This window comes from Streptomyces sp. NRRL B-24085, from assembly GCF_001282115.1.
GTDB lineage: Bacteria > Actinomycetota > Actinomycetes > Streptomycetales > Streptomycetaceae > Streptomyces.
Genome location: NZ_LJBR01000378.1, coordinates 1 through 13,823 on the forward strand (window position 1 = coordinate 1; position 13,823 = coordinate 13,823).

Sequence of the window (13,823 nt, forward strand, 5' to 3'; positions counted from 1 at the left end):
ACGCGGTGTGCAGATCCGCTGGACGGGTCTGGAAGGGGGGAGCTGGGGGTGGGGGAGGAACCCGGTGTCGACTGTGCATCGGCTGCGCTTGGCTGTTTCAGGCGGCCGGGGCGCGGGGCCTGGGCGAGGTGGGGTTGGCTTCGGCGGAGTGTGGGGAACATCGACCGGGGCTGGAACCGGAGCCACGGACCGTGTGAGCGTCGGGGCAGGAGCCCGGCGTCCGGCTGTGCGTCGCCGTCTGGGCGCTGTTCAGGTCGCCCGGTCGCGAGGGCCGGAGCGTGGCCCGCTCAGGCGGAGCCTCTTGGCGCTGCCCGGTGGCCGTCGTCGGGGCGGTCAGGTGCCCGCGTCCTCCGTGCCTGCCAGCTTGCCGAAGTCGTGGTCCGGGAAGGCGGGAGGTGTCGCCACGTCGAGGCCGTAGTGGTGGTAGAGCTGGAGTTCCTGGTCGGGGGAGAGGTGGCGGCCCACGCCGAAGTCGGGGGCCTCCTTGATGAGGGTGCGGTCGAAGGGGACGTGCAGGGTGCCGTCGACCAGTTCGCTGGGCTCCAGGGGGACGAAGGCGTCCCGGGAGAAGAGGCCGGTGCGTATGGCGGCCCACTCCGGCACGCCCGTCGCGTCGTCGAGGTAGACCTCGTCGACGGTGCCGATCTTGGTGCCGTTGCGGTCGAACGCCTTGCGGCCGATCAGGTTGCGCGGATCGATGTCGGTCTGCACGTGCCCTCCACTTGGTCGCAACTCATCCGAAGCGGTCGTAAGCACTACGAAAGAGCACATCGGGGTGCGCGGCCACTCGAAGACTCGTGCGGCGACCTCGCTGGTAGGCTTGCGAACGGCTGCTGACCCCGTGCGGGAGAGTCCTCCAGACACCACCGGAGGCGCCGAAGGAGCAAATCCTCCCCGGAATCTCTCAGGCTCACGTACCGCACGGACGAGGTCACTCTGGAAAGCAGGGCGGGTGTCGACGGCTTCCGCTCTCACCGACGGTGAAAGCCGGCGGCCTTCGGGCGGCCGGTGAAGCTCTCAGGTTGAGATGACAGAGGGGGAGGCCGTCGGGGTACCCGCGCCGGGGTACCCCTCGAAGGTCGCGTCAGACCAGGAGGCCTCCGCAATGACCGCCCACCGCATTCCGCTCGCAGAGCTTGAGCAGGGGATCACGTTCGAGCAGCGTCACATCGGTCCGGATCATGAAGCCCGGGCCAAGATGCTCGCCCAGGTCGGGTACGGCTCGCTCGACGAGCTGACCGCCGCAGCGGTGCCCGACGTGATCAAGAACGCTGATGCGCTGGAACTGCCCGGTGCGCGCACCGAGGCCGAGGTGCTGGCCGAGCTGCGGTCGCTGGCCGACCGGAACCAGGTCCTCGACTCCATGATCGGGCTCGGGTACTACGGCACCTTCACCCCGCCCGTACTCCTGCGCAACGTCATGGAGAACCCGGCCTGGTACACGGCCTACACGCCGTACCAGCCGGAGATCTCGCAGGGACGGCTCGAGGCGCTCCTCAACTTCCAGACCGTGGTCGCCGACCTCACCGGGCTGCCGACCTCCGGTGCCTCGCTGCTCGACGAGGGGACCGCCGCGGCCGAGGCCATGGCACTGTCCCGGCGGATGGGGAAGAACAAGAAGGGGCTCTTCCTCGTCGACGCGGACGCGCTGCCGCAGACCATCGCCGTGATCCAGACCCGTGCCGAGCCGACCGGCCTCGAGGTCGTGGTCGCCGACCTCAGCGACGGGATCCCGGCCGAGGTCGCCGGGCGTGAGATCAACGGCGTGCTCGTCCAGTACCCCGGCGCCTCCGGTGTCGTACGGGACATCAAGCCACTCATCGACCAGGCCCACGAGCTCGGCGCGCTCGTGACCGTCGCCGCCGACCTGCTCGCGCTGACCCTGCTGAAGTCGCCGGGCGAGCTCGGGGCGGACATCGCGGTCGGGACCACGCAGCGGTTCGGTGTGCCGATGGGGTTCGGCGGACCGCACGCCGGCTACATGGCCGTACAGGAGAAGTTCGCCAGGAGCCTGCCCGGGCGGCTCGTGGGCGTGTCCGTGGACGCCGACGGCAACAAGGCCTACCGGCTCGCGCTCCAGACGCGTGAGCAGCACATCCGCCGGGAGAAGGCGACCAGCAACATCTGCACCGCGCAGGTGCTGCTCGCGGTCATGGCCGGGATGTACGCCGTCTACCACGGCCCCGACGGGCTGAAGGCGATCGCGCGGCGGACGCACCGGTACGCGAACATCCTCGCCGCGGGACTCACGGCCGGCGGGGTCGAGGTCGTGCACGGCTCCTACTTCGACACGCTCACCGTGCGGGTGCCCGGGAAGGCCGCCGAGATCGTCGCCGCGGCGCGGGAGAACGGCGTCAACCTGCACCTCGTCGACGCCGACCACGTGTCCCTCGCGTGCGACGAGACCACCGCGCGGGCCCAGGTGGCCGCCGTGTGGAGTGCCTTCGGGGTCGAGGGCGACATCGAGGCGCTGGACGCGGCCACCGAGGAGGCGCTGCCCGACGCGCTGCTGCGCGGCGACGACTTCCTCACCCACCCCGTCTTCCACCAGCACCGCTCCGAGACCGCGATGCTGCGCTACCTGCGCCGGCTCGCCGACCGCGACTACGCGCTCGACCGCGGCATGATCCCGCTGGGCTCCTGCACCATGAAGCTCAACGCGACCACCGAGATGGAGCCGGTCACCTGGCCCGAGTTCGGGCAGCTGCACCCCTTCGCGCCCGCCGAGCAGGCGCAGGGCTATCTGACGCTGATCCGGGAGCTGGAGGACCGGCTCGCCGAGGTCACCGGCTACGACAAGGTGTCGCTGCAGCCCAACGCGGGCTCGCAGGGTGAGCTGGCCGGGCTGCTCGCCGTACGCGGGTACCACCGGGCCAACGGTGACGAGCAGCGGACCGTGTGCCTGATCCCGTCGTCCGCGCACGGGACCAACGCCGCGAGCGCCGTGATGGCGGGCATGAAGGTCGTCGTCGTGAAGACCGCCGAGGACGGCGAGATCGACGTCGAGGACCTGCGGGCCAAGATCGAGAAGCACCGCGACGAGCTGGCCGTGCTGATGATCACGTACCCCTCGACGCACGGGGTGTTCGAGGAGCACGTCGCCGACATCTGCGCCCAGGTGCACGAGGCCGGCGGTCAGGTGTACGTCGACGGGGCCAACCTCAACGCGCTGGTGGGCCTGGCCAAGCCGGGGCACTTCGGCGGTGACGTCTCGCACCTGAACCTGCACAAGACCTTCTGCATCCCGCACGGCGGCGGCGGTCCGGGCGTGGGGCCGGTGGGCGTGCGGGCGCACCTGGCGCCGTACCTGCCCAACCACCCGATGCAGCCCGAGGCCGGTCCTGAGACGGGCGTCGGGCCCATCTCGGCGGCGCCCTGGGGGTCCGCGGGGATCCTGCCCATCTCGTGGGCGTACGTCCGGCTCATGGGCGGTGAGGGGCTCAAGCGGGCCACGCAGGTGGCCGTGCTCTCCGCCAACTACATCGCCAAGCGGCTGGAGCCGCACTACCCGGTGCTCTACACCGGCCCCGGCGGGCTGGTCGCGCACGAGTGCATCATCGACCTGCGGCCGCTGACCAAGGCGACCGGGGTGAGCGTCGACGACGTGGCCAAGCGGCTCATCGACTACGGCTTCCACGCGCCGACCATGTCGTTCCCGGTGGCCGGGACGCTGATGATCGAGCCGACGGAGTCCGAGGACCTGGGCGAGCTGGACCGGTTCTGCGAGGCGATGATCGCCATCCGCGCGGAGATCGAGAAGGTCGGGGCCGGGGAGTGGGACGCGGAGGACAACCCGCTGCGGAACGCCCCGCACACCGCCGGGGCGCTCGGTGGGGAGTGGGAGCACGGGTACACGCGCGAGGAGGCCGTCTTCCCGGGCGGTGTCTCGGTCGCGGACAAGTACTGGCCGCCGGTGCGGCGGATCGACCAGGCGTACGGTGACCGCAACCTGGTGTGCTCCTGCCCGCCGCTGGACGCGTACGAGGACTGACCTGCCGTGAGGAAGGGCCCCGCTTCGGCGGGGCCCTTTTCCGTGGTCGTCGCCCACGGCGTCGAGGCGGATCCGGACGGTCGCCATGGCCTCGCCCGGGGGTGACGACGGTGACGGTACCGGGGAGTCGGTGGCGGATGCTCAAGGTCATGGGCAGCAACCTGGAGCGTGTGCCGCCCGTGTCGGGCGTGCGCGGTTCAGCCGGTGTGGACGCGGGGGCGGCGGGCGCGGTCGGGTTCCGCCTCGCGGAGGACCTCCCGGGTGACGGGAGCGACCTCGCCCTGGCCGAAGAGGAAGAAGCGCAGGAAGTGGTGGAAGGGGCTGCCCTCGGTCCACTCGAAGTAGATGTGGGGGGTGCGGCCGGTGACGTCACGGACGTGCAGGAGGAGGGCGGCCAGGGCGTTCGGGATGGAGGAGGACTCCAGGGTCAGGACGCGGTAGCGGCCGTGGAGGACCTCGCCGCGGACGGTCAGGCTCGCCTCGAACTCGGAGGGGTCGAGGACGGTGACCTCGACGAAGACGAAGTCCTCGCCGGGGATGTCGTTGTCGGCGCAGATCTGCTCGATCTTGTCGCGGTACTCGGCCTGGTCACGCTGGTCGGGTTCGTTGGCGATGAAACGGATCTTGCGGCTGGCGATGTCCCTGATGAAACGTTCCGCCATCGCGTCCAGCTGCACGCTGGTCACGCGCAGCTCGAAGGCGCGGGCCAGCCGGGAGAGGAGGGAGACGAGGATGATGCCGGCGATGAAGCAGGCGCCGATCTTGACGCCGTCGGGGCGTTCGATGACGTTCGCGACGGTGACGTAGAGGAACACCGCCGAGATGACCGCGAAGCCGATCGTCCAGCCGCGTTGGCCCGCCTTGCGGGCGGCGATGGTCACCGCGATCGCCGCCGAGCTGATGAGGACCAGGACGCCGGTGGCGTAGGCGCCGCCCTGCGCGTCGACGTCGGCGTCGAAGATCCAGGTGACCAGGAAGCCGATGAGGGTGAAGACGATGACCATGGGGCGTACGGCGCGGGCCCAGTGCGGGGCCATGCCGTAGCGGGGCAGGTAGCGGGGCATCAGGTTGAGCAGGCCGGCCATGGCCGAGGCGCCCGCGAACCACAGGATGGCGATCGTGGAGACGTCGTAGACCGTGCCGAAGACGCCGCCCAGGTAGTCGTGGGCAAGGTACGCGAGGGCGCGGCCGTTGGCCGGGCCGCCGGACTCGAAGTCCTTCTCCGGGATCAGGAGGGTGGTGACGAAGCTGGTGGCGATCAGGAAGACGCTCATGATCAGGGCGGCCGCGGTGAGGAGCTTCTTGGTGTCGCGGATGCGGCCGGCGGGGTGTTCCTCGGTGTCGCCCGGGTCGCCCTTGACGTGCGGCATGACGGCGACGCCGGTCTCGAAGCCGGACAGGCCGAGTGCGAGCTTGGGGAAGACGAGCAGGGCCACGCCGACCATGGCGAGGACGTTGCCGTGCTCGGCGGTCAGGGCGCTGGACCAGTCGGTGACGACGTGGCCCGCGGTGACGACGTGCCACAGACCGACGATCACGACGACGACGTTGAGGGTGAGGTAGACGCCGACCAGGGCGACCGCGACGCCGACGGCCTCCAGGAAGCCCTTGAGGAAGACCGCGCCGAGCAGGGCGACCAGGACGAGGGTGATCAGCATCTGCCGGCCGTGCAGGACGCCGGTGAGGTGGGGGTTCTCGACCAGGTGGGTGGAGGCGTCGGCGGCGGAGAGGGTGATGGTGATCAGGAAGTCGGTGGCGGCGAAGCCGAGCAGGGTCAGGACGAAGAGTTTGCCCTGCCAGAAGGACAAAAGGCGTTCCAGCATGGCGATGGAGCCCTCGCCGTGGGGGCTCTCCTCGGCCACGCGGCGGTAGACGGGCAGCGCGCCGACCAGGGTGACCAGGACGAGCACGATGGTCGCGACGGGGGAGAGCAGGCCGGCCGCGAGTGCGGCGATGCCCGGCTGGTAGCCGAGGGTGGAGAAGTAGTCGACGCCGGTCAGGCACATCACCCGGTACCAGGGCTGACCCCGGTGCGGGGGCTCCGGTTCGGCGTGCGGGCCCACGGGGCCGCCGCCCTTGCCCATGTCCGACAGACCCTCCAGCATCCAGGAGCGCAGACGACTCGGGGCAGGGTGCTCGGTGGTGGCCATCTCGGGGTGCTCCTCGGCGCGGCGCGGTTCGGATCGGGCCGCCTGTGCGACGGCGCGACCAGCGTAAGCGGAGAGTGACGCTCGGGCCTGTGAATGAAGGGCTCGGAGGCGTCAAACTTCCGTTAAGACTCGGTCCGTGGACGTCAGCGGCGGGAGACGGGCCAGGTCGCAGGGTCGCACGGCCTCGTCGGCGCTGCTCATGCGCGGGTCGGCGTGGGTGGACACGCAGCGTCATGTCGGGGCTCGGGTGGAAGTGGTGCGCCCTGGACGGCGGCCTACTGCGAGCCGCTTCGCGGGACGTGGTGAACGGGGACGGTGTCCCTCTTCGTAATGTTCGCCGTTGTTGCCGAATGTTTCGCGACCGCAAGCGCGTCTGGCGGCGGACAGCGTTGTCGTGACCCGGCCGTCCGAGGTTACCTCCGGACTTCCGTGCTCGGGGCCGCTCCGCTGCGGATCAACTGCCCCGAGCCTGACCGGCATGCGTCCCTCCGTGCCCCGATCCCCTGTCGCCGGGGTGTGTCCGGTGGGACGCTGAGCCCTGCCGGGGGAGTCGGCGGACCAATCCGTGAACATTCCCCGTGCACAGGGGGTTGCCACCGTTTAGTAGCTGTCTCTAGGGTGCGGCAGCAGCGAAGCTTTCTGGATCAACTCCGAAACTTTCGGACCGCAGGACGGACAAGGACGGCTCCGTCCCGTACCCAAGGAGCGCATCATGGGCGACCCGGCACTGTCCCGCCGTAATTTTCTGGCGGCGTCCGCCGCGGCCGGTCTGGGCATGACGGCACTGACAGGATGTGGCGGCGACTCGGACGGAGGATCGTCCGACGGGACGACCACGGTGGAGTGGTGGAACATCACCACCACCGAACCGGCGAAGAGTGTCTGGGCGGGCCTCGTCAAGAAGTACGAGGCCGCGAACCCCAAGGTCAAGATAAAGGTCGTCCAGCTGGAGAACGACGCCTACAAGTCGAAGATGACGGCGCTGACCGCCTCGGGGAAGCTCCCCGACATCTTCCACACCTGGGGCGGCGGCGTCCTCAAGCAGCAGGTGGACGCGGGTCTCGTCGAGGATCTGACCGAGCGGACCAAGCCCTGGTCCGACGGTCTGCTGAAGGTGACCAAGGAGCCGTACATCATCGACGACAAGCTCTACGGCGTCCCCTTCGACATGGGCATGATCGGCTTCTGGTACAACAAGGCGCTTTTCGCACAGGCCGGTGTCAGCGAGCCCCCCACCACCTGGGGCGGCTTCCTGGAGGCCGTGAACAAGCTGAAGTCGAAGAACATCACGCCCATCGCCCTCGCCGGCAAGGAGAAGTGGCCCGGCATGTACTACTGGGCCTACCTCGCGATGCGCACCGCCGGCATCGACGCCCTCCAGAAGGCCAGTGAGGACAAGGACTTCACCGGCGCCGGGTTCGTCGACGCGGGCCGCCACCTCAAGGAACTCGTCGACCTCCAGCCCTTCCAGAAGGGCTTCCTCAACGCGGCCTACTCCACCCCCACCGGCCAGGCGGCCACCGTCGGCAACGGCAAGGCGGCCATGGAGCTCATGGGCCAGTGGGCGCCGTCCGTGCAGGCCGACTCCGGCAAGGGCCTCGGCGACGACCTCGGCTTCTTCCCGTTCCCCGCGGTCGAGGGCGGCAAGGGCGCCATCACCGAGGTGTTCGGCGGCGGTGGCGGACACGCCCTGCGCCGGGGCGCCCCGCAGGCGGCCGTCGACTTCCTGAAGTTCTTCGCCTCGGAGGCCACCGAACTGGAACTGGTCAAGAAGACCAGCGTCCTTCCCGTGCTCCCGAACGCGGAGAAGGCCATGACCGACCCCAACCTCAAGCTCGTCCAGGCGCAGTTGAAGGCCGCCACCGGCTTCCAGCTCTACCTCGACCAGGCGTACGCCCCCGCCGTGGGCCAGGAGGTCAACGACAGCGTGGCCGCCCTGATCGCCGGCTCCAAGTCCCCCGAACAGGTCGCCCAGTCGATCACGCAGACGGCGAAGGAAGAGCAGTAGCCCGCGATGACCTCCACGTTCCTCGCAGACAAGCGGAGCGGTCCGGGCACCGAACTCCCGCCCCCGGAATCGGTCAGGGCCCGGGGGCGGGGCCGCCGGCGCGCACTGCACTGGCTCACCGCGGTCGGCTTCCAGCTGCCCGCACTGGTGCTGTTCGTCGGCATGGTCCTGCTGCCGATGCTGTTCGCGCTGTACGCGGCCTTCTTCCGCTGGGGCGGCTTCGGCATGCCCTCCGACTACGTCGGCACGGACAACTTCACCGACCTGTTCGACAACCCGGTCTTCCTGGGCGACCTGTGGCGCTGCCTTGTCCTGGTCGGACTCTCCCTCGTCATCCAACTGCCCTTCGCGCTCGCCATGGCCGTCCTGCTCAACCAGCGGCTGCGCGGCCGGGCCGTCTACCGGATGCTGTTCTTCGCGCCCTACGTGCTGTCCGAGGCGATCACCGGCGTGCTGTTCAGCATGGTCTTCGCCCCGGACGACGGACTCGCCGACCACGTCCTGGGCGCGGTCGGCCTCGACGGCCTGGGCGGGCTGTGGTTCGCCGATCCCTCGTACGTGATGGCGACGCTCTTCCTCGTCATGACCTGGAAGTACTTCGGCTTCCACATGATGCTCTACCTGGCCGGACTCCAGTCGATCCCGCGGGAGTTGACCGAGGCGGCGCTCATCGACGGGGCCAGTGCCTGGCAGCGGTTCCGCAACGTCACCCTGCCGCTGCTTGCGCCCACCCTCAGGATCAGCGTCTTCCTGTCCGTCATCGGGGCGATCCAGCTCTTCGACCTGGTCTGGGTGATCACCCAGGGCGGGCCCGACCACCACTCCGAGACGATGGCCGTGACCATGTTCCAGTACGGCTTCAAGCGTTACCAGGTCGGCTACGCCAGCGCGATCAGCGTGGTCATGTTCGGCATCTGCCTCGTCTTCGCCCTCGCCTACCAGCGGTTCGTGCTCCGCCGCGACCTCGAAGGGGCCACCACGACGATGAGGGGGAACGGCAAGTGACCAGCCGTACAAGGGCAGTACGGACGCTGCCGCTGCACGTGATCCTCGTGGTGGTCGGCGCGGTGATGATCGTGCCCCTGGTGTACGCCGTCCTCTCCGGGTTCAAGTCCACCGACGAGCTCTCCAGCAACCCCTTCGGACTGCCCAAGAAGTGGCTGACCAGCAACTACACCGACATCCTCGGCGGCGGCGACTTCTGGCGGCTGCTCGGCAGCAGCACGCTGATCGCGGTCGGCACGACCGTGCTGGTGGTCGCCCTCTCCGCGCTGGCCGCGTTCTCGTTCGCACGCTTCGCCTTCCGCGGCCGGGAGGCGCTGTTCACGCTCTTCACGATGGGGCTGATGTTCCCCTTCGCGGTGGCGGTGCTCCCGCTGTTCCTGCTGCTGCGCTCGCTCGGTCTGCTGGACAACCCGCTCGGCGTGATCCTTCCGCAGGCCGCCTTCGGCCTGCCGATGACGATCATCATCCTGCGGGCCTTCTTCCGGGAGATCCCCGGCGAGCTGGAGGAGGCGGCCACCCTCGACGGGTGCAGCTCCTTCGGCTTCTTCTGGCGGGTGCTGCTGCCCATGGCACGGCCCGCGCTCGGCACGGTCTCGGTGCTCGCCGTCGTCACGAGCTGGAACAACTTCATGCTGCCGCTGCTGGTGTTCACCGACAACACGTGGTGGACGCTCCCGGTGGGCGTGCAGCAGTTCCAGGGCCAGTACTCCGCCGAGTACGCCCGTGTCTTCGCCTATCTCGTCCTGGCGATGGTGCCCGCCCTCGCCTTCTACTCGGTCGCCGAGCGCCAGCTCGTCGGCGGTCTCACGGCCGGTGCCACGAAGGGCTGACGACGGCGCTTCCCTGTCCAGAACGGCTCACCCCACCCCGCACGTGAGGAGTCGCACCATGCGCAAGAACCGTCTCAGACTCGTCGGAGTGCTCGCCGCGGCCCTGGTCGTCACCGGGCTCGGCGCACCCGCCCAGGCCCACGGCAAGCAGGCCACCCTCGCCGACCTCGCCCAGCGGCACGGCCGGTACTTCGGCAGCGCGACCGACAATCCCGAGCTCGTCGACGAGCCGTACAAGAAGATTCTCGGCAGCGAGTTCGACCAGATCACGCCGGGCAACGGCATGAAGTGGTACGCCACCGAACCGGAGCCGGGAGTCTTCGACTTCTCCCAGGGCGACGAGATCGTGAAGCTGGCCCGGGCGCACCACCAGAAGGTCCGCGGCCACACCCTCGTCTGGCACAGCCAGTTGCCCGACTGGATCACTTCCCGCGCGTGGACGCCGGAGGAGCTGAGGCCGGTACTGAAGAGGCACATCCAGACCGAGGTTCGGCACTACCGGGGCAAGGTGTTCGCCTGGGACGTCGTCAACGAGGCCTTCAACGAGGACGGCACGTACCGCGAGACCGTTTTCTACAACACCCTCGGCCCCGGTTACATCGCCGACGCCCTGCGCTGGGCCCGGCAGGCCGACCCCAAGGTCAAGCTCTATCTCAACGACTACAACATCGAGGCCGTCGGGCCGAAGAGCGACGCCTACTACAAGCTGGCCAAGGAGCTGAAGGCGAAGGGCGTCCCGCTCGACGGCATCGGCCTCCAGGCCCATCTGGCGCTCCAGTACGGCTATCCCACCACCCTGGAGGACAACCTCCGCCGCTTCGCCAAGCTGGGCCTCGACACCGCGCTCACCGAGGTCGACATCCGGATGATCCTGCCGGCGACGGAGGAGAAGCTGGCCCAACAGGCCGACTGGTACGCCGACTTGACCGACGCCTGCCTCGCGGTGCGCCGGTGCGTGGGCATCACCGTCTGGGACTACACCGACAAGTACTCCTGGATCCCGGCGTTCTTCGAGGGCGAGGGCGCCGCGCTGCCCTGGGACGAGCAACTCCAGCCGAAGCCGGCGTACTTCGCGATTCGGGGGGCGCTGAAGTGAAGTAGGCGGCGGCCCGGTCGCGGGCCGGTACCGGGTGGCGTTGCCGCCCGGCACTGGGCCCCGGCCGGGCCCGCGTGCGTCGGAGGTGTCCGTCGGCTGATCGCCGTGCGCCCCCGGGCAGGGTCCGTCAGGACGGGCGCCGGGCCGGCTTCGACGGGGCGTTGGGCCAGGCTCACATGATGACGGTGGAGCGGCTCATCGAAGCCGATCGCGGTTTCGGCTCGGTCATGGGCGCGAGAGCCGTCCGCCGGTCATCACCCCGGCGGTGAGAGACGCTGCCGGCGACAGGCGGCTTCGCCGCGGATGGCGTCGTCGGCCTGGGGGCAGACACCGCCGTGACCCTGCGAAGTGATCCGACGTCATGTGCGGCCACCCCTCCCCGCGTCACCCCCTGCCCCGGTCGTCGGCGGAGCCGTGCTGGAGCGGATCACCAGTTCGGTGCCCAGTTCCACTCGGGGGGAGGCCGGGCGTTCGTCGCGGGCCAGTTCCAGGGCGGTGCGGGCGGCCAGCTTGCCCATCTCGGCGAGGGGCTGGCGGACGGTCGTGAGCGGGGGTGCCGACCAGCGGACCTCCGGGAGGTCGTCGAAGCCCACCACGCTCATGTCCTCCGGCACCCGCAGTCCACGCCTCCGCAGCGCCTCGATCGCGCCGAGGGCCATCTGGTCGCTGGCCGCGAACACCGCGGTCGGCGGCTCGGGCAGGCCGAGGAGCTTCTCGCAGCCCGCGAAGCCGGACTCCGCGTGGAAGTCGCCCGGCACGACGAGTGCCTCGTCGAGGGCGAGCCCGGCGCCTTCCAGGGCGGCGCGGTAGCCGTCGAGGCGGGCACGTGAGCAGAGCAGCCGGGGCGGCCCGGCGATCAGGCCGATCCTGCGGTGGCCGAGGGACAGCAGGTGCTCGGTGGCCGCCAGCCCGCCCGACCAGTTGGCGGCGCCGATGGTGGGCGCGTCCAGCGCGGGGGAGCCTGCCGGGTCGACGATGACCAACGGGACGCCGAGCACGCGCAGTTCGTCATGGAGGACCATGTCCAGCGCCGAGGTGACCAGGATGACCCCGCCGGAGGCTCGGGCCCGCAGGTTGCGCATCCACTCGCGGGCGTCGCCCGAGCGGCCGTGGATCGCGGAGACCACGGTGCCGACGCCCTCCGCGTGGGCGATCTCCTCCACACCCCGGATGATCTCCACCGCCCAGGGGCTGTCGAGGTCGTTGAAGACCAGGTCGAGCAGGGGCGCGCGGGTGCCCGGGGCCGCGGGACGCTTGCGGTAGCCGTACCGCTGGAGCAGTTCCTCGACCCGGGCGCGGGTGTGCGGGGACACGTCCGACCGGCCGTTGACCACCCGGGACACCGTCGGCACCGAGACCCCGGCCTGCCGGGCGATCTCCGTGATGGTGACTCTGCCCCGGGACGCGGCGTCGGTCTCGCCTGCTGTCACTTGTCCACCTCCGCGTCGGAGCCCCGGACGTGTCGGGCTCGAAACTTCCAGGAGTCTTCCGGAAAGGTGCGCCCATACACAAGGCGTCACGGGGAGTGATCGTCGGTGTACATGCGTCGGGGCCGGTGCGCAGGCGTCGCTGCGAGCCGGCCCCTCAAGGTCCCCGGGCGGTACGACGGCCGCCCGGTCGTGCTCAGGCGGCTGTCGCCACCGCGAGCGGGCGGTGCGGGGCGATGACCCGGCCGTCGGGCAGGAGCTCACCGGTGTCCTCGAAGAGCAGAACGCCGTTGCACAGCAGGCTCCAGCCCTGTTCCGGATGGTGCGCCACGAGGCGGGCGGATTCCCGGTCGGCGGAGTCGGCGGTGGGACACGGTGGCTGGTGCTGGCACATTGGTGGGATCTTTCGCTGTGTTGTGATCATGACGTCCCCCGTTGCGATAACTCGGTCCGAACCCAGTGTTGCCCTACGGGCGTCAATCCGCAGGGATTTCGCATCACCACTTCTTCACAGGTTGGAGACGCGTCACCCGGCTGGACGGTTCATCCCAACTGCACTGTCCCTTCGGGTGGTTCGAGGGGGCCGGAAAGGGCTAGTCCACCTGGAGAAAAGGAGTCGTACCCCGCTGCCCGGAATGCGGCGCGGGGTACGAGGGCCGGTCGTGATGTCTCAGGCGGGTGAGCCGAGCAGTGGGGCCGGTGTCACCCGATGGGTCAGGACCGGGAGGAGTTCGGCGGCCTGGTGCGGGCGGTGCGCTGCGATACCGGGCGGGGCCGGTGCCAGGGGGACGAGCAGATCGGTGGCGGCGAGACGGCCCGTGCCGGCGTCCGCCGCGCAGTCGCCGTGCAGCCACAGCGCGAGCATGTACAGGCCCGGGATCGACAGCAGACGCGGCTGGTAGGGCTGGGGCATCAGCTCGGCCTGGTGCAGCGCGCGCTCGGTGGACGTGATGTAGGGCCCCTCGAAGAAGTGCGAGAACGCCCAGCCGTCCGGGGTGAGCATGGTCTCGGCCGCGGCTACCGAGCGTTCGCCGCAGCGGATCAGGAAACGCCATCCGGCCAGCCTGGTGGCGGTGCCGTCCAGGACGTGCACGGGCAGCGGGAGCTCGGGGGCGACAGGTCCCTGGGCGCGCAGCAGGGAAGGGGTCCGCGCCTCGCGGACCGCGGTGGGTGAGGCGAGTGCGGTCAGGACGGAACGGAGTGCGGGTGCGGGAGCCGGGGGTACATGCAGCGGCATGGTGGGTCGCCTCTCATTCGACAGGCACGGTGGCGCGAGGGCGGGGGCGGACGACGCTGTCAGCTCAGGGGGTCAGAGA

At 69.9% G+C, this 13,823-nt stretch carries 10 protein-coding genes and 1 riboswitch; of the genes, 5 read left to right on the top strand and 5 right to left on the bottom strand.

Features of this window, described 5'->3' with window-relative positions:
• Positions 1-333: 333 nt before the first annotated feature.
• Positions 334-711: a PRC-barrel domain-containing protein gene (locus AOJ26_RS33530; RefSeq protein WP_053852139.1), complete on the bottom strand. Its 378-nt coding sequence runs from the start codon at positions 709-711 to the stop codon at positions 334-336.
• Positions 712-834: 123 nt separating this feature from the next.
• Positions 835-930: riboswitch (glycine riboswitch) on the top strand.
• Positions 931-1,105: 175 nt separating this feature from the next.
• Between AOJ26_RS33530 and gcvP the strand changes: the two genes are divergently transcribed.
• The gene (gcvP, locus tag AOJ26_RS33535) at positions 1,106-3,991 is read left to right on the top strand and encodes an aminomethyl-transferring glycine dehydrogenase (protein ID WP_053852140.1); all 2,886 of its coding nucleotides are present in this window, start codon (positions 1,106-1,108) and stop codon (positions 3,989-3,991) included.
• A 197-nt stretch (positions 3,992-4,188) separates the two neighbouring features.
• On the opposite strand, the gene AOJ26_RS33540 is transcribed toward gcvP, so the two are convergent.
• Positions 4,189-6,141 carry an APC family permease gene (locus tag AOJ26_RS33540; RefSeq protein WP_053852141.1) on the bottom strand — a complete coding sequence of 651 codons (1,953 nt, stop codon included), beginning with the start codon at positions 6,139-6,141 and terminating at the stop codon, positions 4,189-4,191.
• A 712-nt stretch (positions 6,142-6,853) separates the two neighbouring features.
• Between AOJ26_RS33540 and AOJ26_RS33545 the strand changes: the two genes are divergently transcribed.
• From AOJ26_RS33545 to AOJ26_RS33560, 4 genes are all read left to right on the top strand, one after another.
• Positions 6,854-8,149 (top strand): extracellular solute-binding protein, encoded by a 1,296-nt coding sequence (locus AOJ26_RS33545; RefSeq protein ID WP_053852142.1) that lies wholly within the window; start codon positions 6,854-6,856, stop codon positions 8,147-8,149.
• Positions 8,150-8,155: 6 nt separating this feature from the next.
• Positions 8,156-9,154, top strand: a complete 999-nt coding sequence (locus AOJ26_RS33550) for a carbohydrate ABC transporter permease (protein WP_053852143.1) — start codon at positions 8,156-8,158, stop codon at positions 9,152-9,154.
• A 65-nt stretch (positions 9,155-9,219) separates the two neighbouring features.
• Positions 9,220-9,984, top strand: a complete 765-nt coding sequence (locus AOJ26_RS33555; RefSeq protein WP_373413212.1) for a carbohydrate ABC transporter permease — start codon at positions 9,220-9,222, stop codon at positions 9,982-9,984.
• A 58-nt stretch (positions 9,985-10,042) separates the two neighbouring features.
• Positions 10,043-11,080 (top strand): endo-1,4-beta-xylanase, encoded by a 1,038-nt coding sequence (locus AOJ26_RS33560; protein ID WP_053852145.1) that lies wholly within the window; start codon positions 10,043-10,045, stop codon positions 11,078-11,080.
• Positions 11,081-11,439: 359 nt separating this feature from the next.
• On the opposite strand, the gene AOJ26_RS33565 is transcribed toward AOJ26_RS33560, so the two are convergent.
• The 3 genes from AOJ26_RS33565 to AOJ26_RS33575 all read right to left on the bottom strand — a co-directional run bounded on the left by AOJ26_RS33565 (position 11,440) and on the right by AOJ26_RS33575 (position 13,744).
• A complete protein-coding gene (locus tag AOJ26_RS33565) occupies positions 11,440-12,510 on the bottom strand; it encodes a LacI family DNA-binding transcriptional regulator (RefSeq protein WP_053852146.1) in 1,071 nt (356 codons plus the stop codon).
• A gap of 193 nt (positions 12,511-12,703) precedes the next feature.
• Positions 12,704-12,901: a DUF5999 family protein gene (locus AOJ26_RS33570; protein ID WP_037711724.1), complete on the bottom strand. Its 198-nt coding sequence runs from the start codon at positions 12,899-12,901 to the stop codon at positions 12,704-12,706.
• A 276-nt stretch (positions 12,902-13,177) separates the two neighbouring features.
• Positions 13,178-13,744, bottom strand: a complete 567-nt coding sequence (locus AOJ26_RS33575; protein WP_053852147.1) for a hypothetical protein — start codon at positions 13,742-13,744, stop codon at positions 13,178-13,180.
• Positions 13,745-13,823: the final 79 nt, after the last annotated feature.

Excerpts from the sequence above, each read along its gene's own strand:
- AOJ26_RS33575 (WP_053852147.1), bottom strand. The coding sequence starts at position 13,744 with ATGCCGCTGCATGTACCCCCGGCTCCCGCACCCGCACTCCGTTCCGTC.
- AOJ26_RS33545 (WP_053852142.1), top strand. The coding sequence starts at position 6,854 with ATGGGCGACCCGGCACTGTCCCGCCGTAATTTTCTGGCGGCGTCCGCC.
- AOJ26_RS33540 (WP_053852141.1), bottom strand. The coding sequence starts at position 6,141 with ATGGCCACCACCGAGCACCCTGCCCCGAGTCGTCTGCGCTCCTGGATG.
- AOJ26_RS33570 (WP_037711724.1), bottom strand. The coding sequence starts at position 12,901 with ATGTGCCAGCACCAGCCACCGTGTCCCACCGCCGACTCCGCCGACCGG.
- AOJ26_RS33550 (WP_053852143.1), top strand. The coding sequence starts at position 8,156 with ATGACCTCCACGTTCCTCGCAGACAAGCGGAGCGGTCCGGGCACCGAA.
- gcvP (WP_053852140.1), top strand. The coding sequence starts at position 1,106 with ATGACCGCCCACCGCATTCCGCTCGCAGAGCTTGAGCAGGGGATCACG.
- AOJ26_RS33560 (WP_053852145.1), top strand. The coding sequence starts at position 10,043 with ATGCGCAAGAACCGTCTCAGACTCGTCGGAGTGCTCGCCGCGGCCCTG.
- AOJ26_RS33555 (WP_373413212.1), top strand. The coding sequence starts at position 9,220 with ATGATCGTGCCCCTGGTGTACGCCGTCCTCTCCGGGTTCAAGTCCACC.